Origin of the sequence: Actinoplanes sp. NPDC026619, assembly GCF_040638295.1 — a bacterium.
Lineage (GTDB): Bacteria > Actinomycetota > Actinomycetes > Mycobacteriales > Micromonosporaceae > Actinoplanes.
Genome location: NZ_JBEZYA010000013.1, coordinates 37,571 through 59,611 on the forward strand (window position 1 = coordinate 37,571; position 22,041 = coordinate 59,611).

Genomic DNA, 22,041 nt, shown 5'->3' on the forward strand with positions numbered 1-22,041 from the left:
CGAGGAGTTCACATGCACCGCATCCTGGCCGCAATCCTGATCGGGGCGGCGGTCGCCGTCGCGCCGGCCGCCCCGGCATTGGCGCTCGACGATGGACTCGCGCTCACCCCACCGATGGGCTTCAACGACTGGAACGCCTTCGGCTGCGACGTCAGCGAAGAGCTGATCGAACAGACCGCCGACCTGTTCGTCTCCGAAGGGCTCTCCGACGCCGGCTACACCTACGTCAACATCGACGACTGCTGGGCGCTGAAAGACCGCGACCCGGCAACCGGGCGGCTCGTCCCCGACCCGGCCAAGTTCCCGTCCGGCATCGCCGGGACCGCCGCCTACGTCCATGGCAAAGGGCTCAAGCTCGGCATCTACGGCGATGCCGGCACCAACACCTGCGCCGGCTATCCGGGCAGCCTCGGCCACGAGACACTGGACGCGCAGACCTTCGCCGACTGGGGCGTCGACTACCTGAAATACGACAACTGCTACAACCAATCAGACGGAACACAAGCCGATTACGTACGCCGTTACAGCGCGATGCGCGACGCGATCGCGGCCACCGGACGGCCAATCGTGTTCTCCATCTGCGAATGGGGCACGACCCAGCCGTGGACATGGGGCGCCGACGTCGGGCACCTGTGGCGCACCACCGGCGACATCAGCGACAACTGGCCGTCGCTGCGCGGGATCATCGCGGCCAATGCGCCGCTGTATCCGTACGCCGGGCCGGGGCACTGGAACGACCCGGACATGCTGGAGATCGGCAACGGCGGGCTGACCCCGGCCGAGAATCGCACACACATGAGCATGTGGGCGATGATGGCCGCGCCGCTGATCATCGGGACCGATCTGCGCTCGGCGTCGCCCGAGACGCTCGCCATCCTCACCAACCGGTCGGTCATCGAGATCGACCAGGACCGCCTTGGCCAGGCAGGCAAAGTGGTGTCCGACGCGAACGGCCTGATGGTCCTGGACAAGCCGCTGGCGAGCGGGGAGCACGCGATCGCGCTGTACAACTCGACCGACGCTCTCGCCACCGTCGGCACCACGCTGGGCGGCACCCACCCCTGGCGGCTCCAGGACGTCTGGACCGGGGCGGTCACCCAGGCCCGGTCGCATGTCGAGGCGGCGGTGCCCGCCCACGGAACCGTCGTCTACAAGGTCCGCCCGATCCGGGACCCGGGGCCGATCGCCCCCTCGGTGACCGTCGGCGGCGCGATCGGCACCGTCACGCCGGCCGCCGGGATCCCCCTGACCACCACCGTCACGAACCGGGGAGTGGGCCCGCTCGGCGACGTCAGCGTCAGTGTCGGCGCGCCGGCCGGCTGGATCGTCACCGCTGCCACCAGCGCCCGCGCCCGCTCCCTGGCGACCGACAAATCGCTGGTCACCACGTGGACGGTCACCGCGCCCGCGACGGTCACCGCCGGAAGTTATCCGTTGACGCTCTCCACGTCGTACACCTGGAGCGGCCGCCGCCGGAGCAGCACCGCAAGCACTCTCATGGCGTCGGTGGTGACGCCGCCGCCCGGCGGCACCCGCTATCTGAGCACCGTGCGGGCCGCGGACTTCACCAACGCTTCCGGGCCGATCGAGCTCGACCAGAGCAACGGCGGCGCGGCGCCGGGCGACGGCAACCTGATCACCATCGGCGGCCACGTCTACACCCGCGGGCTGGGCGCCAGCGCGCCGTCGTCGATCCGCTACTACCTGGGCGGGGAGTGCAGCACGCTGACCACCGACGTGGGCGTCGACGACACCTCGCCGGACGGCGCCGCCGACTTCGCGATCTACGCCGACGGCGTGGCGGTGGCGACCGCGAGCGTGACCGCCGGCGCCGCCCCGCAGAGCCTGACCGCCGACCTGACCGGGGCCGCCTGGCTGCTGCTCAGCACCACCGGCACGGGCAATGCCGATTGGGCCGCGCCCGTCCTGACCTGCGGCGAAGCCGGACCGGTGCAGCCGGTGGAACGCACCCTGTTCTCGTTCGAGGCCGGCACCGACGGCTTCGGCATCGCCAACGCCGACGGCGGCGGCAGCGTCGAACCGACCACCGCCTTCCACACCGACGGGGCGGCCGGCCTGCTCGTGCACACCCCGGTCAACGGCAACTGGTTCGGCCGCGCCCTCGACGCGCCGCTCGACCTGACCGGCACGTCCGGCCTGAAGTTCGACATGCGGGTCGAGACGGCCGGCAGCGTCGGCGAGATCGCGGTCCAGGTCGGCGACGCGTTCACCTGGTGCCAGGGCGGGCAGTGGACCTGGCTCAACCCGGGGGACAGCCGCACGATCAGTCGCTCGTTCGACGAGATCAGCTGCCCCTCCGGAACCACCCTCGACAAGGCCGACATCCGCGCCGTGTGGGTCTACCTCAACACCGGCGGCAACGTCGCAATCGACAACGTCCGAGCCGAGTAGGTCCCGGGGCTCCGGGTCTTGAGGCCCGGGGTCCCGGGGTCCGGGCGCTGAGGTCCGGGCGCTGAGGTCCGGGTCCCGGGGTTCGGGTCCTTAGGTCCGGGAGCTGAGACCCAGGGCGCTGAGGCCCGGGTCCTGAGGCTCGGGTCCCGGGGTCCGGGCCCCCGAGCAAACCCGTACGCCGGTCACAGCCGGTCGACAGGGAGGTCACGCACCTTCGACACATGAGCCCGATCTTCCGCTCTTCCGTCGAAGGGACCACGAACGATGAGCACTGACCAGGTGACACCCGAGACCAGCAACCAGGAATGGGTGCCACCCACCGAGGGATGGGCCTCCGTCCCGGCCACCACCGGTCCGGCGCAGACCAGCGCCGGCCGGTGGACCGGGAAGAAGGTCGCGACGGCCGTGGCCCTGACTGCGGCGCTGGCCGGCGGCGCCGGCTTCGGCATCGGCATGGCCGTCGAATCCGGCGGCAGTTCCGGCACCCAGCAGGGGCAGTTCCCGGGCGGCGGCAACGGCGGCGGCCCAGGCGGCCAGATGGGTGGCGGCGGTTTCGGCGGCCAGCAGGGCACCACCCAGAACGGCACCACCCAGGGCGGCACCGGGACAACCCAGGATGGCACCGGCACCACCCAGGGCGGCACCGGGACAACCCAGGATGGCACCGGCACCACCCAGAACGGAACCGGGACGACCCAGGGCGGCACCGGCACCACCCAGCAGCAGGGGACCGTCAGCGGCACGACCGCCTAATCGATGACCTGCGTCGCCAGGGCCGGCCGGACCGTGCCGACCCGGGCCGAGTCGATCAGCGTCGAGCCGATCAGGGCTGACCCGGTCAGGATCGAGTCGGTCAGGGCTGACCCGGTCAGGGCCGAGTTGCGCAGCCGAGTCGGTCAGGGCCGAGTCGGTCAGGGCTGACCCGGTTAGGCCGAGTCGCGCAGGGCCTGCGTTGTCAGGGCCGAGTCGGTCAGGGCCGAGTCGGTCAGGGCTGACGCGGCCAGGATCGAGTCGTGCAGGGTCGGCGTTGTCAGGGCTGAGTCGCGCAAGGTCGGCGCGATAGGGCTGAGTCGCGCAGGGCCGGCGGGCGGGTGGCGGCGGCTGCGGCTGCGGTTGTCGTCTCGTGGAAGGCCGGGTCGAGTTCGGGGTCCGCGGCCGGAGGCGACGCCCGCAACGCCGCCGCCGGCCGGCGGACCCCCTCGATGCCCGCGTCCGTGCCGTGCACGACGCGGGCAAGCTCGTCGGCCCACTCGAAGACCTGCACCTGCACCAGGCGCCCGGCGGGTTCCCGGCCCGGCGGCCACGGCGGTGGGCCGCGGAACTCCCGCGTTGCCCGGCCGTTGCCGGGCAGCCCGACCCGCAACGCGACCCGCAGACCGTCGGGCGCACGGCCCTCGAAGAACCGCGCCCGCCCGTCGCTCTCGAGCTCACGCCCGAGGTGATAGAGGCCGGCCGGATCGTGCGGATCCGGCCCGCAGACAAGCACCACGTCCCTCACCATCGCACCCCCGGCCGCGGCGAATTTCGCGACAGAATCGCACACCACCGGGTCGGGTATTTCTGCGATATTTCCTGCCTGTTCGGGGGAGTCCCCGGTATCGGGAAACTGCCGTTCACCGACTCGGCCGGGCCCCTTTCGCCGACCGGTCCGATCGGGACGCCATCGGTGGAACGGGACGAACGGCCAACCCCACCACCCCCTTGCGGCGATCTCTACCGGATGAGTGGGCGATGCCCGGATGCCCGCCACTCCGCCACGATCAGCCTCCTGTCGCAGGAGGGCTGGGTGTGGAACTCGGATTCGCGGTGCTGGGGATCAGAACGACCGGGCTGTCCGTTCAGAACGACCGGATAACCGAGATAGCGGTCGTCGGCACCGACCGAAACGGCCGGGTCGAACGCGAATGGGCAGCGGCCGGCCCGCATTTCGGCGACATCGCCGGGCAGTTGAGGGGGCGCACGTTCGCCGGCCATCAGGCCGCTCTGGGGCTTCGGTTCGTGGTGGCGGAATTCGGCGGCGAATATGCGGAGATGCCGGTCCTCTGCACCAGCGAAGCCAGCCGCATCCACCTGCCGGAACTCGCCCGGCGGCGATTACGGGACTGCTGCGCGGCGGCAGGAGTCGAATACACCGAATCGGCCGGCGCCCTGGGCGACGCCCGAGCCACCGCAAGGCTCCTACGAGCGTTCCTGGCAGCGGAAGCGGCGGCGGACTCGGCTACAGCCGGTGGAGCGTCAACCGGAGGAGCGTGGGCCGCTGGAGCGCTGGCCGGTGGGGCGGCACCGGACGGCGGCGACGCGGCGGCGCGGCCGCGGATGGCGGCGGGACCAGCGGCATCCGGGGTTCTGGCGGCACTGCTCGACGACCTGCCGCTCGAGGACACCCTGCCGGCCGGTGCGCCGGAAGCCGCCGGCAACTACCTCGAACTGGTCGCGCACGTGCTCGAGAGCGGCAGCCTCGCCACCGCCGGGCCGGCAGCGCACGGGCTGGCAGCGGACGGGCTGGCAGCGGACGGGCTGGCAGCGGACGGGCTGGCAGTGGAGGGGCTGGCAGCCCACGGGCTGGCAGTGCATGCGCTGGCGGAGCACGGGCGGGCGGTCGGGCTCGGGCGGGACGATCTCGACGACCTGCACCGCGGGCTCGTGCCGGCCCTCGCCCGGGCCGCGGTCGCCGGCGGCGCCGTCACCGACGCGGTACGCCACGAGTTCATCGCGGCCGCCGAGGCGCTGGGCGTGCCGTCCGGCGGAGCACAGGCCATTCTGGCCGAGGCAGGCGGGGAGCTGATCTCCGCGTTCAGCTGCGGCTTCCGGCCACTCCCGCACGATTGGGCGTACGGCGAACCGCTGCGCGCCGGCCAACCGGTCGCGTTCACCGGCGGTGAGCCGTACCGCCGCTCCCGGCTCGAACTGGCCGCCCGGCTCGCCGGGCTGCGCGTCGTCAACCGCGTCACCGGGCAGACCGCGGTGCTGGTCAGCGGGCACGCCCGGCCCCGGTCGGCCAAAGGGCTGGCGGCTCAGCGAGCCGGCACCCGGATCGTCACGCCCAAGACGTTCGAGAAGCTCGCCGCCCACGTCCAGCCGACCGGCCCGGCCGGCAAAGCGGTCACCGCCGCGACCGTCCGGGCGTGGGCCCGGGCCAACGGGCACCTGGTCGGCCCGCGGGGACGGCTGCCCCGGCACGTGCACGACGCGTTCCGGGCCGCGAACATCCCGGAATGACACGACGGCCACCCCCAGCGGGAGCGGCCGTCGACGGAACGTGTCGATCAGACGGTTCCGGTGGCCTTGCTGTTCGAGGAGGTCAACGAGTCCGCGTCGTCGCCGGCGACGTGGAGCTTCTCGCCGAGCTTCGAGGACTGCAGCTTGTCCTTGCCCTCGCTGTAGAGCTTCGTGGCCTGCGCCTGGGCGACACCGGCGGCCTCCTGCACCGACGGGCTCTCCCACACCTTCTTGGCGCTTTCCCGGATCTCCTCGTACTTCTCCCGGCCGGCCCGGCTGCCGAGGACGAAGCCCGCCGCAAGACCGGTGAGGAACAACAGCTTTCCGCGCATGGTGGCGGCTCCTTCCGTTGTGACGCGATTGCGTCGCTGCCGAGTGCATACCCATCCTGCCGGTTCTGTACTCCTGCACCTCGAGTTTCGCCCGGACGACCCGCCCGGGTAACCCCTTCGCGCCCCACCCCTCCGGTCATGTACTCTGTTCTCCGGCACCGAGCACGACGGTCGGTGCGGCACGATCCCCGATAGCTCAATTGGCAGAGCAGCCGGCTGTTAACCGGCAGGTTATAGGTTCGAGTCCTATTCGGGGAGCGAGTTCCCTAGGTCCCTCCTGTCCGCAGACTGCGCGGACCGGGGGGATCTCGCATTTCTGCTCCGGGGGCCGAGCCCCCGGAAACCCCGCGATCTAGTGGTCGCGCTGGAAAGTGCCTGGTTGCGCTCGTCGCCCGTACGGCTCGCTTCGCATTGCTTCTGCACGGCTTGCTTTGCATCGCTACACCCACACCCCGCACGTACGGCCTTCGCCTGCCTTGCCTTGCTCGGGTCTTGGGGGTGATCGAATCGCCTGTGTTTGGGGGGCGGCGCCGTTAGTCTGAGGCTTGCCTGTTTCGTCCCCTTGTGAGGTGCCCGTGTCGCAGCGCTTAGAGGTGGACGTCGTCGTTGTCGGCGGCGGACTTGCCGGTCTGGCTGCTGCGCGGCGGCTGGACCGGGCCGGCGTGGAGTGGCTGCTCGTCGAGGGCTCCGACCGGATCGGTGGGCGGGTCACCACTGACATCGTCGACGGGTGGCATCTGGACCGGGGTTTTCAGGTGCTCAATACGGCGTACCCGCGAATTCCGGCCCTTATTGATATTGATGCACTTGATCTGCGGTTCTTCACCTCCGGCGTGCTGGTTCGCCGCGGGGCTGACCTGCACCGGCTGGTCAATCCGCTGGCCGAGCCGCTCGCCGCGCCGGCCAGCCTGACCTCCGGCGTGGGCACGTTGAGTGACCGGCTGAAGTTCGCGGCGCTCGCCACGAAATGCGCGACCCTGTCGCCGCAGCGGCTGCTGGAAGCTCGCGAGACGACGACGCAGGAGATGCTGCGCAAGGCCGGCCTGTCGCACCGGATGATCGAGGAGGTCCTGCGGCCGTTCCTGTCCGGGATCTTCGCGGACCGGTCGCTGGACACGTCGAGCCACGTCTTCTCCATGGTGCTGCGGTCGTTCACCCGCGGGCGGATCGGCGTGCCGGCGGCCGGAATGGCGGCACTGCCGGCGGCGATCGCCGGGCCGCTGCCCTACCCGCAGCTGCTGATCGGCGCCCGGACGCTGTCGCTCGGCCCCGGCATCGTCGTCACCGAGGGCGGCGAGATCCACTGCAAGGCCGTCGTGGTCGCCACCGACCCGCTCACCGCGTCGGAGCTCCTCCCGCAGCTGCCGCAGCCGGACATGCACGGGCTGACCACGTTCTACTTCGGCGCCGACCGCGCCCCGCTCGACGAGCCGACCCTGGTGCTGGACGGCGACCGGCGGGAAATCATCGCGAATACGGTCGTGGTGAGCAACGCCGCCCCGGAGTACGCCCCGAGCGGCAAGTCGCTGATCGCCGCCTCGGTGGTCGGCGTGTCCGCGCCGTCGGCCGCCTCCGAGACCGTGATCCGGGTGGAATTGTCACGGATGTACGGCGTCTCGGCGGAGCCGTGGGAACTGCTCGACGTGGTGAGCATTCCGCACGCGCTGCCGTCCGCCCGCGGCCCGCAGGCCAACCTCCGCAAGCCGGTAAACCTGGGCGACGGCGTGTTCGTAGCGGGAGATCACCGCGACAGCCCATCCATCCAGGGCGCCCTCGCCGGCGGCTGGCGAACCGCGGGAGCGGTGCTGGCTTGGCTGGGGGCGCGGGTACCGGCGTAGATCGGTGGATTGCAGGTTGAGCGGCGGGTTAGGATCGCGCCCGGTAAGGGGCGGTAGCTCAGCGGGTTAGAGCAGTCGACTCATAATCGATCGGTCACGGGTTCGAGTCCCGTCCGCCCCACATAGTTGGCAGTGCGCGAAGGCGTGAACCTCAAGGCTGCGGAGTCGCCTTGAGCACGGCTTACGGTTCGTGCGGCGTCTGGATCATCGCAGTATGTAGCCATCACTGTTGGTAGCCGCACCCATGGCATCGACACCTCGCTTACCGACGCTGACGTGATGACCTTCGCGGACGAGGCATACCAAGGCGCCGACGGCTGGACGGCTCACGACGTGAGGTGACCACCCGAGCGATTTCCTCCGGCCGCAAATCTCGTTTCCCGGATCCCACCGCATCGCCGTCCCGCCGGGAGGTACGTGCCCATCATGGCGTTGCTCCGCTAACGCCATGATGGGCATGTCGCGTGACCGCCGCTGTCGCGCCCGAGGTCGGGCATCTCGTCCCGGCGGGTCACCCGCCGGCGGCGTGCCCGACCTGACCCCGCAGGTCACGCCCCACCCCTGGGCGGATGCTGTCCGGTGTCCGCTGAAGTTCACGAGTTTGGTTCGCGTTCGGTATCGCTTTACATCGATCGCTGACCTATTGTGATCATGTCGCTACATCGTACGGGGGCGTTATGTGGCGCAGGTTTCTTCCTGCCTTCCTGGTGGCTGGCCTGGTGATCGGCGAGTTGACCGTGCCGGTTCTGGCCGGTGTTTCCGCCGCGGCGTGCGGGGACGTGGCCGGTAGCGAGTCGGCTGCCGTTGCGCTGGCGGTCAGTTGCGACCGGGCGGTGACGGTGGATTCGTCGCGGACCGAGTTTTCGCAGGTGGTGGCGCAGCCGGACGGGCATTTGCGGTTCGAGGGGTCGGTGATGCCGCAACGGGCCCGCCAGGGCGCGGGGTGGGCTGACATCGATCTGAGTTTGGGTCGTGGCGCGGACGGGCTGTTGCGTCCGGCGGTTTCGGTTGCTGATGTCGCGTTCTCCGGTGGGGGGTCCGGGCCGTTGGCCACGTTGACCCGTGGTGGCCGGACGGTGACCGTGTCGTGGCCGGGGACGCTGCCCGTTCCGACCGTTACCGATAGCGCAGCCACCTACGCTGAGGTGTTGTCGGGCGTCGATCTGGTGGTGCGGGCGACCAGCACCGGTTTCACTCACACGCTGGTTATCAAGTCGGCTGCGGCCGCGGCCCAGCCTGGTGTCGCGGAGGTTCGGTTCCGGCTCGGTGGCACCGCCCGGATTTCCTCCAGTGGCGGTGTGCTGACCGCATTGGGACCTGGCTCGGTCCTTGCGTCGACGGAGCCCGCGGTGATGTGGGACTCGTTGACCACGCCGGCGGCAGCGTCGAAGGCGGCGTCGGCCGCGCCGCAGGCGGCGGTGGCGTCGACACCGGAGGGCGCCGGTGACGCTGCCCGGATCGCGCCGGTGTCGGTGGCGCTCGCGGGCGGGGACCTGGTGCTGCACCCGGACGCGAAGCTGCTGAAAGAGGCGACCTATCCGCTCTATGTCGACCCGATCTGGTCGGTCTACAAAGGCAAATGGGCATACGCGACAGACGACAACTCGAACAACACCGACTACTCCCGGGCCCGGGTTGGCCTCAACCCCGACACCGGTGACCTTTACCGGTCGTTCTTCCAGTTCTCCACCACGGCGAACGGGGTGTCGCTGAGTAAAAGGCATGTTGAGTCGGCGCGGGTGGAGATGAACCTCGATCACTCCTGGGCCTGTGACAGCACGGTCACCTCGATGTACTGGTCGTCGGCGATCAACGCGACGATGAAGGCCAGTTGGTCGGCGATGAAGCTGTTGCGGTTCCTGGACACCGACACCGGTCACGCGAACGAGGCGGGTGGGTGCGGGAACTATCAGGGCGACATGTACATGAACTTCGACGGCGCCGCTGTCACCCAGTTCCTGCAGGACGCGGCCGACGGTGGCTGGAGCGCGTTGACGGTCGGTTTCACCGCGCGGGCCGCGGACGGCTCCGGTGAGTCGACGCAGGGCCGGTGGAAGAAGTTCTATCCGAACGACGCGAAGCTGTTCGTCGACTACGACACCCCGCCTGGCACGCCGACGAACCTGCAGGCGGCTGGTGTGGTCTGTGGTTCCGGTGTCGTGACAGTCGGTACGCTCACCCCGACCTTCTCCGCGTTCTTCCCGGATGTGGACGGGGGTGACTCGCTGACCGGGGCGTTCGAGTGGCTCGAGGTGCCGGCGGCGGGGATCGGGTCGGTGACGGACGCGTCGCCGAGGAAGGGTGCTCCGCCGAACAAGACGTCGATCACTCCGGGGGCGCAGGCAATCAGTGCTGCGGTGACGGCAGAACGGAACAAGACGTACGCGTTCCGGGCGAAGGGCACGGACAAGGTGCCGTACTCGATATCAAGTGCCTGGTCGCCGTGGTGCCAGTTCACGGTGGATACCGCGGTGCCGGCGGTGACCGCGTCGGTGGTCACGTTGCCGCCGGGGCCGGGGCAGAAGGGCCGGATCCGGATCGAGTCGACCGACACCGACGTGATCAAGTTTCAGTACGGCTGGGACGCCGCGACGACGGTGGTCACCGCTACGGGCACCAACCCGAGGTACGCCGAGGTGGACATCACCGCACCAAAGTTCGGGTTGAACGTGCTGCTGGTGAAGGCGATCGACGCCACCCTGAACGAGGGCAACGGCTCCGTGCCGTTCCACGTCGGCCGGCCGTCGCCGGCGATCGCCCGGTGGGGTCTGGAGGCCTATCCCGGGATCGACGAGACGGCGGCGCTGGCCGACCGGGTGGCGGCCCCGGCCGATACGCCGCTGACCGCGTCCAACGTGACCTTCGACAGCGACGTGCACCTGGTCGGTGGCAAGACCGCCACGTTCAACGGCACCTCGTCGGTAGCCACCACGACCTCGTCGGTGGTGGACACGACCGGCTCGTTCAGTGTTTCCGCGCGGGTGCGGCTCGGAGTGTCGCCGGCCACGGACATGACGTTCGCCGCCCAGGACGGCACGGATGCGGCCGGGTTCGAGCTCGGCCTGCGTCGCAGCGGCAGCCCTCTCACGCCGTACTGGTCGGTGCTGATGAAGAACGCGAAAGAACAGTCGAGCGTGACCGTCGCGGCGGTGTCGCCGACCGCCGCTGACGTGGGCCGCTGGACGCAGGTGGCCGGGACATTCGACGCCGCCGAGAAGAAGCTGCGACTGTATGTCGACGGGGTGCTGGTCGCCCAGGTCGACCGCACGGCGGTTCCGTGGCAGGCCGGCGGGAGGTTCGCGGTCGGCCGCGGGTTCAGCTCGGGTGCCGGCAGTGGTTTCTTCAACGGGTCGATCGCGGACGTGCAGGTCTTCGACCGGGTACTCCAGGCGCAGGACTTCACCGGACAGTTGGCCTCCGAGCCGGCGTCCAGCGGGTTCGATGAGCCGGGTATCACCAGCCCGATCCCGGTCGGTGACTGGGATTACGTGCAGGCGTCCGGCTGCTGGACCACCGACTTCCGGGATTCTTGCGAGGCGCTTGACAGTCGCACCAAGTGGGGGCGGTCGCTGGCTTTGACGCGGGGTTCCGCAATTGGCGCCGGGCACATGGCCGGCCAGGCCGGTCTGTGGCTGGACAACACGTACTTCCCGGAGGAGGGCTTCACCGAGGCTTCCGAGGAGTACGGCCGCAGCGCGAACAGGACCGGTTACACCACGGATCCGGATGGCAACGAACTCAACGTCTGGCAGGACCAGCCGGTGTTGCGCACCGATCAGTCGTTCACCGTCTCGGCGTGGGTGATGCTCGAGCCGGGGCTTGAGGGTGACGGCGGCCGCACCGTTGTGGCGCAGCGTGGCGCGCACGAGAGCGCGTTCTGGCTCAAGTACAACCCGACCACCGTCAAGTGGGAAATGCTGATCGACCAGCAGGACGATCCTGCCTCCCCGTCCGCGTGGGTGTCTTCGACCTCGACGGCGCAGGAAGGTGTGTGGACGCAGCTGACCGGCGTCTACGACGCGGCCCGCAAGGAACTCCGGCTGTATGTCAACGGAGAGCTTGAGGGCACGCGGGTGCTGTCGTTCGCCCCGTTCAACGCGATCGGGCCGCTGCTGGTCGGGCACACCTTGTGGCACAACGGGCTGATGGACCAGTGGTTCGGCGGCATCGACGACGTCGCGGCCTACCAGGGTGCGATGAGTTCAGCCGCGGTGGAGACGAGGTACAACGTGCAGGCCGCGGACGTGTCCGGCGCGAACGTGCTCGGCAACAACCAGACCTTGTATCAGGGGCAGTCGCTGCGTTCCAGCGACGCGCGGTTCCAGCTGTGGATGCAGGACGACGGCAACCTCGTGCTGACCGACCATTATGCGGCGATCTGGGCGACGAACACAGTCGGTAACCCGGGCTCGTCGGTGGTCATGCAGGCCGACGGCAACCTGGTGATCTACCGCCTCGACGGCACCCCGATCTGGTCGACGAACACGTGGGGCACGACCGCTGACCGGCTGGTGCTCTACGACGACGGTGATCTTGTTCTGCTCGACCCGACCGGCCAGATCCTCTGGCGTCGGTGACTGGCGTGTCGACTCGAAGGGGACCGGCAATGCGCGCACGGCATCGGAATCTGGTGTTGGGGTCGGTGCTGGCCACCGTGCTGGTGTCGCTGAGCGTCGCGGTCCCGGCCCGGTCAGCCGTGGCCGCGCCGCGGGTGCCGGCACCGGCACCGACTGAGAAAATCGATCACGACGGCGGCCCGGTCACCGGCCGGGCCTGGACTCAGCAGAAGGTCCGCGACACCCCGGTGACCCAGCCAGTCTGGCCGAAACCGACGACCGCGCGGGTCGACCTGCCCGCGGCCGCTACCGGCACGGCCGCCGGGCCCGCCGCACGGCGGATGAAGGTAGGTGACCTGCCGATCTGGGTGGGCGACGCGCCCGGCACCACCGCAGCCCGGCCGTCGAGCCTGGACGTGCAGGTCCTCGACCACGCTACCGTCCCGGCGGCGTGGCGCGACGGCCTGGTGATGCGGGTCAGCGCCCCGGTGGGTGCCAACGTCGGCGTTGCCCGGCTGTCGGTGGACTACCGCGGCTTCCGGCAGGCGTACGGCGCCGACTGGGCGTCGCGGCTGAAGCTGTGGCGGATGCCGCCATGCGCGCTCACCACCCCCGACGCGCCGGCCTGCCGATCGACGGCTCTACCCACGAGCTCCGACCCGGCCGCCGGCACCGTCTCCGCGACGGTGAATGTCGACTCTGCGGCGGCGGTGCAAGCCGGTACGGGCACGCTCGTGGCTTTGGCCGCCGCAGCTTCCGGTAAGAACGGCGACTTCAGTGCGACCAGCCTGTCGCCGAGCGCGACCTGGTCGGCCGGCGCCAACTCGGGTGCGTTCACGTGGAACTATCCGATCCGGGTGCCACCGGCGACCGGCCCGTCCCCGGACGTCGCCTTGTCCTACTCGTCGTCGGCGGTCGACGGCCGGTCCGAGGTGACCAACAACCAGACGTCCTGGATCGGTGAGGGCTTCGACTACACACCGGGGTTCATCGAGCGCCGCTACGTGCCCTGCGCCGGGGACTCCAAGAATGGCGCGAACAGCACCACCTCCAGCGGCGACCTGTGCTGGCGGTCGGACAACGCGACGATGAACTTCGGCGGCCACAGCGGGGAACTGATCTACCAAGCAGGTAAGGGCTGGCACCTGCGCGCCGAGGACGGTTCGAAGATCGAGAAGTTGACCGGTGCCACCAATGGTGACTCCGGTGACGCGGCCATCGACGGCGTCGGTGAGTACTGGCGAGTCACCACGACCGACGGCACCCAGTACTACTTCGGGATGGATGACCTGCCCGGCGAGACGTCCGCCACGAACTCGACGCTGACCGTGCCGGTCTTCGGCAACCACGCCGGCGAACCCTGCCACGCCACCGCGTTCACCTCCTCGGACTGTGTACAGGCCTGGCGGTGGAACCTCGACTACGTCGTCGACGTGCGCGGCAACACCACCTCGTACTGGTACGGCAAAGAGACCAACAAGTACGCCCGCAACGCCACCGACACCGACGACGTCAGCTACGACCGGGCGAGCTATCTGACCCGCATCGACTACGGCACCTACGACCGGACCGTGGCCACGCACCAGGTCGCCGAGCGCAGCACCGAGCCGTATGCGCAGGTGGTGTTCGATCCGGACATGCGGTGCTTCACCAACTGCGGCACCGAGGCCGCCCCGACCACCGCGAACTGGAAGGACACCCCCTGGGATCAGGAGTGCAAGGCGTCGGCCACCTCTTGCCCCGGCCAGTACACGCCGACGTTCTGGACCACCAAACGGCTCAAGACGATCACCACCCGGGTGTGGAACGCCGCCGCCACCACGCCCGGCTGGCAGCCCGTCGAGTCGTGGACGCTGACCCACACGTTCTCCGCGACGGCGGACTCGACCCATACCGGCCTGTGGCTGGAGCGCATCGACCATTCCGGCCTGGCCGGCCTGGAGATCAGTCTGCCGCCGGTGACGTTCGAAGCGGAATCGAAGCCGAACCGGGTGCTGACCCAGAACGGCACCGCGAGCGACTGGCTACGAATCTCCAGCATCGTCACCGAGACCGGCGCCCGTATCAAGGTCGACTACTCCGAACCCGACTGCACCGCGGCGATGGTCGCTACCCTGGCCCCGGAATCCAACACTCACCTGTGTTACCCGGTGAGGGTGCCGGACTCCAGTAACCCGGCCGGGGACGTGCTGGTCACCCAGTGGTGGCACAAGTATGTCGTCGTGCACGTGGCCGAGGACGACCTGCAGACCAACATGCTGCACCCGGCACCGACCAAACATACCCGCTACACGTATGTGGATGCGCCTGCGTGGCATTACGCCGACGACGACGGGTTGAGCAAGCCGGACCGCAAGACCTGGGATCAGTGGCGCGGTTACCGCGAGATCCGCACGCAGGTCGGCGACGAGGCGGACACCCGTACGCTGACGGTCACCACGTTCCTGCGCGGTATGCACGGCGATCGGGCCGCACCGGGCGGCGGCACTCGCACCGTCACCTCGCCCGCCTCGTACGGTTCCGAGACGGTGTATGACGAGGACCAGTTCGCCGGGATGGTCCGCCAGCAGGCGGTTTTCAACGGTGTCGACACCAAACTGGTCTCCCGGACGATCACCGTGCCGTGGCGGTCGACCGCCACGGCCAGCCGGACCATCAACGGTGACCTGGTCGAATCACGGTACGTGGACACCCAGACGACTTACGCCCAAACCGCCCTCGGTGTGGACGGCAGCCGCGGCTGGCGCACCACCAGCCAACGGACGAGCTTTGACCAGACGTACGGGACGGTCAACTGGTCGCAGGACGACGGTGACGTCGCCAAGACCGGTGATGAGCAGTGCGTGACCTACACGTACAACCGCAACACCGACAAGAACCTGACGGCAACGACCAGCCGGGTGTTGACCACCGCGCTGACCTGCGGCACGTCGCCGTCGACGGTCGATGACGTGATCGGTGACGTGCGTACCTACTACGACGGTGCGACCAGCCTGAGCACCCCGCCGACCTTCGGCTCGGTCACCATGACCGAGCAACTCAAGGACTGGACGCCGGCGACCGGCACGGTGTGGCAGACGGTGTCGCAGGCCACCTACGACTCCACCGGCCGGGAGAAGACCACCACCGACATCAGAAACAACGTCACCGTGACCACGTACACCCCGGCGGTGGGCGGGCCAGTCACCGCGGTGAGCACGAAGAACACGCTTGGCTGGACCACCACGGACAACCACAGCCCGTACTGGGGGTCGGTCACCAAGACGATCGACGCGAACACCAGGGTCACCGCGGACGTCGACTACGACGCGCTCGGCCGGGTTTTGCGCGTGTGGGATGTGGGCTGGACCCGGGCCGTCAACGCGACCAAACCGATGGCGCAGTACCAGTACACGTTCGCCTCGAACCGGGACGCTTACCCGTATGTCACGTCGAGCAAGCTGAACGCGGACGCCGGCTATGTCACGTCGTACCAGATCATGGACGCCCTGCTGCGGCCGCGGCAGACCCAGACGCTCTCGCTCGGCGGTGACGCCCACCGGGTCGTCACCGACACGATCTACGACGCGTTCGGCCGGGTCGCCACCACCTACGGCGCCCACGCCGAGGACGGCATGCCGTCCGGGATCCTGTGGGACGAGCCGGACTGGTCAGTGGCGTCGATCAGCAGGAACGTCTACGACCGGGCCGGCCGGGTCACCGACGCGATCTTCCTCAGCGGCAACAACAAAGACAACCTGGTCGAGAACTGGCGCACCGTCACCGCCTACGAGGGAGACCTCACCAAGGTCACCCCACCGCAGGGCGGCACACCCAAAACCACGGTGACCGACGCCCAAGGCCGCGTCGTGGCACTGCGCGAACACACCACAAGCGCCGGGGTCAACGGCCCATATATCGAGACGACCTACTCGTTCAACCGCAAAGACCAGCAGGTCAAAGTCACCGACACCGCCGACAACCCATGGACCACCGTCTACGACGCCAAAGGCCGGGTGATCCAGAAAACCGACCCCGACACCGGTACCTCGTCGACCAGCTACAACGACTTCAACGACGTGCAGAGCACCACCGACGCCCGCAACGAGGTGCTCTGGTACACCTACGACACGATCGGCCGTAAACGCACCGTGCGCGACGACGCGGAGACCGGCCCGGTGCGGGCGGAGTGGCGTTACGACAGCCTCTTCACTGGTCAGACCGGTTTCCGTGGCCAGCTGACCCAATCCATCCGGTACGAACCGGCCGGGTCGGCCAACGCGTATAAACGGCAGGTCCGCAGCTTCAGCGACCGCTACCAACCGGTCGGCGTCATCTATGTGGTCCCGCCGGTGGAGACCGGCCTGGACGCCAGCTACAGCTACGGGTACGGCTACGCCGCCGCCACCGGAGAGCAGACGTCGATCTCGTACCCGGCCGGTGGCGGCCTGGTCAACGAGCAGCTGACTACCGGCTACGACACGGCTACCGGTATGCCGGTACAGCTCAACACCAGCCTGACCGATTCGACCCAGGAACCCACCATTGCAACAACCTCGTACACCGCGTACGGGGAGCGATCCGGTTCGGTCTACAAACCCGAGGGCGGTGCCTACGTCCAGGATGCGGTCTACCGCGACGAAGGCACCCGGCGGATCACCCGCACTACCGTCGACCGCGAAACCGCCGCCGGCACCATCTCCGACCGCAACTACACCTACGACCAGGCCGGCAACATCACCTCCGTCGAGGACAAACCCGCGGTCGGCAGTGCTGACAAGCAATGCTTCCGCACCGACCTGCTCGGCCGGCTCACCACGGCGTGGACCCCGAACGCCGGGGTGGCCTGCACGACCGACCCCAGCGTGGCCGGACTGGCCGGTCCGGCACCGTACTGGCAGGACTGGACGTTCGACGCCATCGGCAACCGCAAGACCGAGACCAGCCACACCACGGCCGGGGACATCCTGCGCAGCTACGAGGTTCCAGCCGCTGGTCACACGGTCACCTCGATGACCACCACCACGCCGGGCCAGGCCGCGGCGAACACCGAGTACCGCTACGACGGCAGCGGCAACATGCTCTGCCGTCCGACCGCCGGCAGCACCAGCAACGACTGCGACACCACCAGCAACAACCAGAGTTTGGGCTGGGACGCCGAAGGCAAACTGGCCACGGTCACCGCCGGGAGCACCGCGCTGGAGATGAACGTGTACGACGCGGACGGCACCCGCATCATCCGCCGCGATGCGACCGGCACCACCCTGTACCTACCGAACCAGGAGATCCGTAAGCAGGGCACGGCGATCACCGGTACCCGCTACTACACCCTCGCCGGCACCCTCTGCGCCTCCCGGACCGGCTCCTCGGCGGACACGGCCCTGACCTGGCTGTTCACCGACCACCAAGGCACCCAGCAGATCGCCATCAACGCCAGCACCCAAAACGTCACCATCCGCCGGCAAACCCCCTACGGCGCCACTCGCGGCAGCAACACGGCGTGGGTCAACGAGAAAGGCTTCGTCGGCGGCGACAACGACCCCACCGCACTGGTCAACATCGGCGCCCGCCAGTACGACCTGCTGCTGGGCCGGTTCATCTCCGTCGATCCCATCCAGGACTTGGCCGACCCGCAACAATGGAACGGCTACGCCTACGCCAACAGCGACCCCGTCACCAGCTCTGATCCCAGCGGCCTACGCGTCCAGGACCCAGACCTCGACAACCAGTTCGGCACCCCCATCCTCGGCACGGGCAAGAACGTCCAACCCGGCGAAGGTGGCGGCTCCGGTGGCAATGGCAGCGGCAAGGTTGGCGGCGGGGGGAAGAAGCCGGGCTGCTCCTATGTGCGCGGCCCCATCTGCGGGAAGTCGGCAGGCGGCGGCTCCATCAAGTCGTCCACTTCCGGCAACAGCGGAGTCTTCATTCCGACGTGCGTGGCCTTGAATATTTGCTCCAACTACCCGATTAATAACAGTGTCACTGGCGGTGCCAGCCTGGACTCCGACCCGTTCGGCAATCGCGTAATGTTGAACGATGGGCCGAAGTTGAGTAAGCGGGAGGAAGAGGAGCTCGAGAAAAAGGCCAATGGCCAACCGTATGACGAGAAAGTTGTCAAGGCAGCGCTCCGCAAGCAGAAGACGGCGGAGAAGTTCGCTGGAACCCGGAACCGGCAGAAGAGGCAGAGTCACTACGGCGCCAGCTTCGATGGCCTCAGCAATGAGGACAAGATCGCCATTGGGGCGGCCGCTTTTATCGTTGGGGGCGTTGCGATCGTCTGCACGGTCGCAACTGCGGGTGTATGCGGGGCTGGCATCGCTACGCTTCTCATCGGCGGCGGCGTGTGGGCGACGGAGCCGTAGTCCTATGACCCAAGTTGACGGCATCCCGACTCTTCAGGAGATAAGCATGGAATGGTTCGGCGTGCGATGCATATTTCATTATAAGACAAATGAGGCTTACGAAGAGCGAATTACTGTTTGGGAGACCGAATCCTTCACTTCTGCTATTGCGTTGGCCGAGAAGGAAGCGGCCGAGTATGCCGACGATGTCGGCTGTACCTACGTTGACCTTGCTCAGGCTTATCGGCTCGATGAGCCTCCAGGAAATGGGGCGGAGGTATTTTCGCTGATCCGCAAAAGCGACTTAGGCTCGAACGCGTATGTGGGACGTTTCTTTAGTACCGGTAAAGAAATAACGTAGTTTGGTGATACGGATCGTGGCAGGGCTATTGCGTTCTCTGCTGCCGCTGATCACGACGGTGATCAGATCGTGAGGCCGCCGGGTGGCACGATGGTCTACGTTCGCTGGCCGACTCCGTCCGGCGGCCTCATGTACCCGCTGGGCCGCCGTCGCTGGGGTCTACGAGTGCGTGTCGGGCATTGCCGCGCATCGGAGCACAGCCGCGGCGAGTAATTGCGGTGCTTGCGCCGCTACCAGGCGCCGGCCATCGCGCTGCGCGCTGCACCAGCCTGGACAGGCGAATCGGTGCTGACGATCGGCGGTACTGCCGTGCGGATCGTGCCGTGCCCGACCCTGCTGGCCGCACGGGCGGCCTGGCACGATCGCGCCGACGGTGAGCGGCTCGTGCTGCTCACCGAGCTCTCCGATGACGACCTCGGCGAGGGTCTGCTCGCCTACGTCGGCGAGCAGCACGGTCGCAAGGTGGACATGTGGTATGTCGCCACCCAGATGTTCAAGGTGCCCGCGGTGGACCCGACGCTAGTGGCGAAAGGCCGCTGGGTGGCTGAGGCGCTCATCGACCACAAACCTGCCGGGGACTGGCCGCCGGCCTCCGGTGCCGTCCTCACCCGCCGCACCGAGCCATCCAGCAGGCTTAATGAAAGACGGAGGTTAGCAGCAGGATGACGTGGCGGTCATGGCTCTGGAATGTCATCCTCGCTGTGTTGCTGCTAGTTATCGCGTCGTTAGGGACCGCCACGGCTTTTGATCGTGTGGGTAAGTCGTACAATACGCTTAACATGGCAATATTCCTGCCCTGTTCTATTCTGCTCTGGGCCGGCTTCGTGCGGTCTTTCATGCTCGGAGTTTCCGCTGATTCGGATGGTGTGGTCGCCCGCTTGTTGTTGCGGACTGTGAAGATCCGATGGGCGGAGATCGAAAGTATCAGTGGCTCCGGGGGAGTCGGTGGAGCTGTTGGTGCCGCCGCTGCGCCCGCGATCGCGTGGAAACGATCGGGTAAGGTGCGGACGACCGGTCTCAACGTTCTGGGTTCCTACAATCTCGTGCGAGGCAAGAAGAAGCCCCTCGGCGAACGCGATGCAGAGGACCTCAACGCGCGCTTGGCGCGCTGGCGCAAAGAAAATGCGTTGCCGCGCGCGTAACGGATAGCCGCCCGGAGCGGGCACGACCCGACCTCGTCTTACAGCTAGCCTCGGCCCTTCAGTAAGGGGCGCTGGTGACGGCGTCCGGGAACGCGAAAGTGCCTTCTGATCTGGGATGATCTGACTTGTCTAGGGTCAAGATCGTCCGTCACGGAAGGCACTCTCAAGGTGCAGAGTACCGGCACGCGTCCGAAGGTTGTCGTCACCGGTGGTGCTCGGGGTGTGGTCGGTCACGCCGGCACCCGACTGCTCACCGATCTCGCCGATAAGACCGGTCTGACCAGGAATTTCATTCAAGCGTTGGGGCTGGACCGGCTGCGTCGTTCCGCGCATGAGCCGGGCCGGGTCGCGGTTGATCTGGCGGTGTTACTGGCCGACGGCGGAGAAACGATCGCTGATCTGGGCGTGCTGCGCCAGCAACCGGATTTGTTCGGGCCGGTGGCCTCGGATCCGACGGCGTGGCGGGTCCTGGCCGGGATCGACGAGCCGGCTCTGGCCCGGATGCGGGCTGCTCGCGCTGCCGCCCGGGAGCTGGCCTGGTTGCAGCTGGCCGAAACCCGTGGCCGGGTGCCGGCCACAACAGTGCTCGATCGGGTGTTGCCGGGGTTCGTCCTGGACATCGACGCGACGATCGTGCTGTGCCATTCGGAGAAGGAAGCAGCGGCGGCGACATGGAAGCACACGTTCGGGTTCCACCCGCTGCTGTGTTTCCTCGACGGAACCGGTGAAGCTTTGGCCGGACTGCTGCGCTCGGGCAACGCCGGATCGAACACCGCCGCCGACCACATCATCGTGCTGGACCGGGCCCTGCAGCAGATCCCGCAGCAGCACCGTTACGGCAATCCCATCCTGATCCGGTCTGATTCGGCGGGCAGCAGCCACGCGTTCCTCGCCCACATCCGTGGACTACGCGACCAGGGTCTCGACACCCAGTTCTCCGTCGGCGTCGCGATCGGCGAAGCGGTCCGGGCCGCGATCACCGCCGCCACCGACTGGATTGCGGCCCTCAACGGTGACGGCGGTCTGCGTGACGGAGCCGAACTTGCCGAGCTGACCGACCTTGTCGATCCGGTGCTGCTGGCCGGTTTCCCGGCCGGCACCCGGTTGATCTGCCGCCGGGAACGTCCGCATCCGGGTGCGCAGCTGACCTTGTTCGACCACGTCAACGGGATGCGGCACCAGGTCTTCGCCACCGACACCCCCGCCACCGGCAACCCGATCCAGTTCCTGGAAGTCCGTCACCGCACCCACGCCCGGGTCGAGGACCGGATCCGCACCGGCAAGAGCACCGGCTTCGGCCGGTTCCCGTCACGGTTGCTCGCGATCAACACCGCCTGGCTCGAACTCGCTCTTACCGGCATCGACCTGCTCGCCTGGACCCAGCACCTGCTCCTGGACGGGCCTATGGCCGTCGCCGAACCGAAGAAACTGCGTTACCGGCTGCTGCACGTCGCCGCGAAGATCAGCCGGACCGCCCGCGTCACGACCCTGCGCATCGCCGCCGGCTGGCCCTGGACCGAGCAACTCATCACCGCGTTCCACCGCCTCGGTGAACTACCCGAACCCGTTACCTGACAACAGAATCCGACACATCCAGCACGATCGGGACCACGGAGCAACCCGGCCTACGGCCGGGCGATGCCTCATACCCGCCACCAGAACAGCCGCCATCATCTCGCCGGGCCACCGCACCGAGCCATCCAGCGGGCTTAATGAAAGACGGAGGCTAGTTACGCTGCGTCACAGGGTTGCGTGTTGTGCTCATGATCTTGCGGGTGCGGCGCGATAGCGAACCGCTGCGATAGTCACAGGTGGCCCCTGAACAGGGAAGATGCGGTTCTTATTCTGCCAACTATGGTCC

13 protein-coding genes and 2 tRNA genes are annotated in these 22,041 nt (G+C 68.1%); 12 read left to right on the forward strand and 3 right to left on the reverse strand.

The annotated features are described in order from the left end of the window. Window positions 1-12: 12 nt before the first annotated feature. Both AB0E90_RS26440 and AB0E90_RS26445 read left to right on the forward strand, forming a co-directional pair. Window positions 13-2,412, forward strand: coding sequence for an NPCBM/NEW2 domain-containing protein (locus AB0E90_RS26440; RefSeq protein ID WP_360411008.1), 2,400 nt, complete (start codon window positions 13-15; stop codon window positions 2,410-2,412). 264 nt (window positions 2,413-2,676) lie between these two features. Then, on the forward strand, window positions 2,677-3,165 hold the full coding sequence (locus tag AB0E90_RS26445; protein ID WP_360411011.1) for a hypothetical protein: 489 nt from the start codon (window positions 2,677-2,679) through the stop codon (window positions 3,163-3,165). Window positions 3,166-3,338: 173 nt separating this feature from the next. On the opposite strand, the gene AB0E90_RS26450 is transcribed toward AB0E90_RS26445, so the two are convergent. Together AB0E90_RS26450 and AB0E90_RS26455 are read right to left on the reverse strand one after the other, a co-directional pair. Continuing rightward, window positions 3,339-3,461, reverse strand: coding sequence for a hypothetical protein (locus AB0E90_RS26450; protein WP_360411014.1), 123 nt, complete (start codon window positions 3,459-3,461; stop codon window positions 3,339-3,341). Next, the gene (locus AB0E90_RS26455) at window positions 3,443-3,901 is read right to left on the reverse strand and encodes a hypothetical protein (RefSeq protein WP_360411017.1); all 459 of its coding nucleotides are present in this window, start codon (window positions 3,899-3,901) and stop codon (window positions 3,443-3,445) included. Before AB0E90_RS26455 ends, AB0E90_RS26450 begins: the two co-directional genes overlap by 19 nt. Before the next feature lie 299 nt (window positions 3,902-4,200). Between AB0E90_RS26455 and AB0E90_RS26460 the strand changes: the two genes are divergently transcribed. Next, the gene (locus AB0E90_RS26460; protein ID WP_360411020.1) at window positions 4,201-5,631 is read left to right on the forward strand and encodes a hypothetical protein; all 1,431 of its coding nucleotides are present in this window, start codon (window positions 4,201-4,203) and stop codon (window positions 5,629-5,631) included. Window positions 5,632-5,678: 47 nt separating this feature from the next. Here AB0E90_RS26460 and AB0E90_RS26465 read toward each other — a convergent pair whose 3' ends face one another. Then, window positions 5,679-5,963: a hypothetical protein gene (locus tag AB0E90_RS26465; RefSeq protein WP_360411023.1), complete on the reverse strand. Its 285-nt coding sequence runs from the start codon at window positions 5,961-5,963 to the stop codon at window positions 5,679-5,681. A gap of 185 nt (window positions 5,964-6,148) precedes the next feature. On the opposite strand from AB0E90_RS26465, the gene AB0E90_RS26470 reads away from it, so the two are divergent. The 9 genes from AB0E90_RS26470 to AB0E90_RS26510 all read left to right on the forward strand — a co-directional run bounded on the left by AB0E90_RS26470 (window position 6,149) and on the right by AB0E90_RS26510 (window position 21,755). Continuing rightward, window positions 6,149-6,221: transfer RNA gene (locus AB0E90_RS26470), tRNA-Asn, on the forward strand. Window positions 6,222-6,538: 317 nt separating this feature from the next. Beyond that, window positions 6,539-7,801, forward strand: coding sequence for an FAD-dependent oxidoreductase (locus AB0E90_RS26475; RefSeq protein WP_360411026.1), 1,263 nt, complete (start codon window positions 6,539-6,541; stop codon window positions 7,799-7,801). Window positions 7,802-7,848: 47 nt separating this feature from the next. Beyond that, window positions 7,849-7,922 (forward strand) — tRNA-Ile (locus tag AB0E90_RS26480). A 556-nt stretch (window positions 7,923-8,478) separates the two neighbouring features. Continuing rightward, window positions 8,479-12,378, forward strand: a complete 3,900-nt coding sequence (locus tag AB0E90_RS26485) for a LamG-like jellyroll fold domain-containing protein (protein WP_360411029.1) — start codon at window positions 8,479-8,481, stop codon at window positions 12,376-12,378. Window positions 12,379-12,407: 29 nt separating this feature from the next. Continuing rightward, a complete protein-coding gene (locus AB0E90_RS26490; protein WP_360411032.1) occupies window positions 12,408-18,698 on the forward strand; it encodes an RHS repeat-associated core domain-containing protein in 6,291 nt (2,096 codons plus the stop codon). Window positions 18,699-18,744: 46 nt separating this feature from the next. After that, window positions 18,745-19,038 carry a hypothetical protein gene (locus tag AB0E90_RS26495; protein WP_360411035.1) on the forward strand — a complete coding sequence of 98 codons (294 nt, stop codon included), beginning with the start codon at window positions 18,745-18,747 and terminating at the stop codon, window positions 19,036-19,038. Between the two features lie 222 nt (window positions 19,039-19,260). Beyond that, window positions 19,261-19,704 (forward strand): hypothetical protein, encoded by a 444-nt coding sequence (locus AB0E90_RS26500; protein WP_360411038.1) that lies wholly within the window; start codon window positions 19,261-19,263, stop codon window positions 19,702-19,704. 113 nt (window positions 19,705-19,817) lie between these two features. Beyond that, window positions 19,818-20,180, forward strand: a complete 363-nt coding sequence (locus AB0E90_RS26505; RefSeq protein WP_360411041.1) for a hypothetical protein — start codon at window positions 19,818-19,820, stop codon at window positions 20,178-20,180. Between the two features lie 120 nt (window positions 20,181-20,300). Beyond that, the gene (locus AB0E90_RS26510) at window positions 20,301-21,755 is read left to right on the forward strand and encodes an IS1380 family transposase (protein WP_360411693.1); all 1,455 of its coding nucleotides are present in this window, start codon (window positions 20,301-20,303) and stop codon (window positions 21,753-21,755) included. Window positions 21,756-22,041 lie beyond the last annotated feature (286 nt).

What these genes read in the sequence shown, in the direction of transcription:
- AB0E90_RS26440 (WP_360411008.1), top strand. Translation starts at nt 13, where the DNA reads ATGCACCGCATCCTGGCCGCAATCCTGATCGGGGCGGCGGTCGCCGTC.
- AB0E90_RS26445 (WP_360411011.1), top strand. Translation starts at nt 2,677, where the DNA reads ATGAGCACTGACCAGGTGACACCCGAGACCAGCAACCAGGAATGGGTG.
- AB0E90_RS26465 (WP_360411023.1), bottom strand. Translation starts at nt 5,963, where the DNA reads ATGCGCGGAAAGCTGTTGTTCCTCACCGGTCTTGCGGCGGGCTTCGTC.
- AB0E90_RS26485 (WP_360411029.1), top strand. Translation starts at nt 8,479, where the DNA reads ATGTGGCGCAGGTTTCTTCCTGCCTTCCTGGTGGCTGGCCTGGTGATC.
- AB0E90_RS26490 (WP_360411032.1), top strand. Translation starts at nt 12,408, where the DNA reads ATGCGCGCACGGCATCGGAATCTGGTGTTGGGGTCGGTGCTGGCCACC.
- AB0E90_RS26495 (WP_360411035.1), top strand. Translation starts at nt 18,745, where the DNA reads ATGGAATGGTTCGGCGTGCGATGCATATTTCATTATAAGACAAATGAG.
- AB0E90_RS26505 (WP_360411041.1), top strand. Translation starts at nt 19,818, where the DNA reads ATGGCAATATTCCTGCCCTGTTCTATTCTGCTCTGGGCCGGCTTCGTG.